This is a genomic window from Propionibacterium sp. oral taxon 192 str. F0372 (genome assembly GCF_000413315.1).
GTDB lineage: Bacteria > Actinomycetota > Actinomycetes > Propionibacteriales > Propionibacteriaceae > Brooklawnia.
In genome coordinates, this window is the sequence record NZ_KE340297.1 from 1,619,280 (window position 1) to 1,620,000 (window position 721).

Annotated in this window: 1 protein-coding gene; it reads right to left on the reverse strand. The window is 53.0% G+C overall.

What is annotated here, in order from left to right:
• A partial coding sequence (locus HMPREF1531_RS13925; protein WP_016669356.1) for a hypothetical protein occupies positions 1–358 on the reverse strand: 358 nt, incomplete at its 3' end.
• Between the last annotated feature and the right edge of the window lie 363 nt (positions 359–721).

Sequence of the window (721 nt, forward strand, 5' to 3'; positions counted from 1 at the left end):
CGTGGTAGAAGTCTGCGGTGAGGTCTTGGTCTGAGGGGCGGAATTTGATGATGATCCGGCGGGGGAAATCGTCGGGGTTATCCATCGCGCGAATGATCCCATTCGACGCCTCATTCAAGCGATCAAGAAGCCATCTCTGGGCATTTGCTCCCACGTCCAGGCCTGGAATGTGGTTAGCAAGTTCAATCTTCTTGATTGGTCTCCCGGCTACCTTGTAATAAGGGTGGTAAAAGGCCCAGTGTCCATTCTTCGAGAGGTAGATCCAGATCAGTTCGATTGTATCGGATCTGTCGGCGAAATCCCAGGCTGCGGCGATGAGTTCGGGTAGTGCTTGCTCGAATGCTTCTTCAAATCGCATGCGACTTAGCTTCCTTTGATCGGGTTATTGATGAGAGGGATGTCGTTTAGATCGCCATTCGGTAGAATCTCGGTGATTCTGAATCCCGTTGGGCGTAGGCCGCTTCCATCGTAGAGGACTTCGAAGTCGACTTCGAAGTCCTCTACGATGCGCAGTCTCTTGTTCAGCCGTTCGGGTGATTTAAGAGGTGGGCATATGCTGAAGAAACCCTGCCGAGCGCGTCCATTGCGAATCGTGATCGCCTGGTGCTTGTTGAATCAGGGTGTGCGGTCACGGTTGCGCGGAGTCGTTTCCTGTGGTCTTGAGCCGGTCAATCCAATTCTCGAACAATGAGGCCTCATCGAGTTGGTCTTCGTCTGGGAG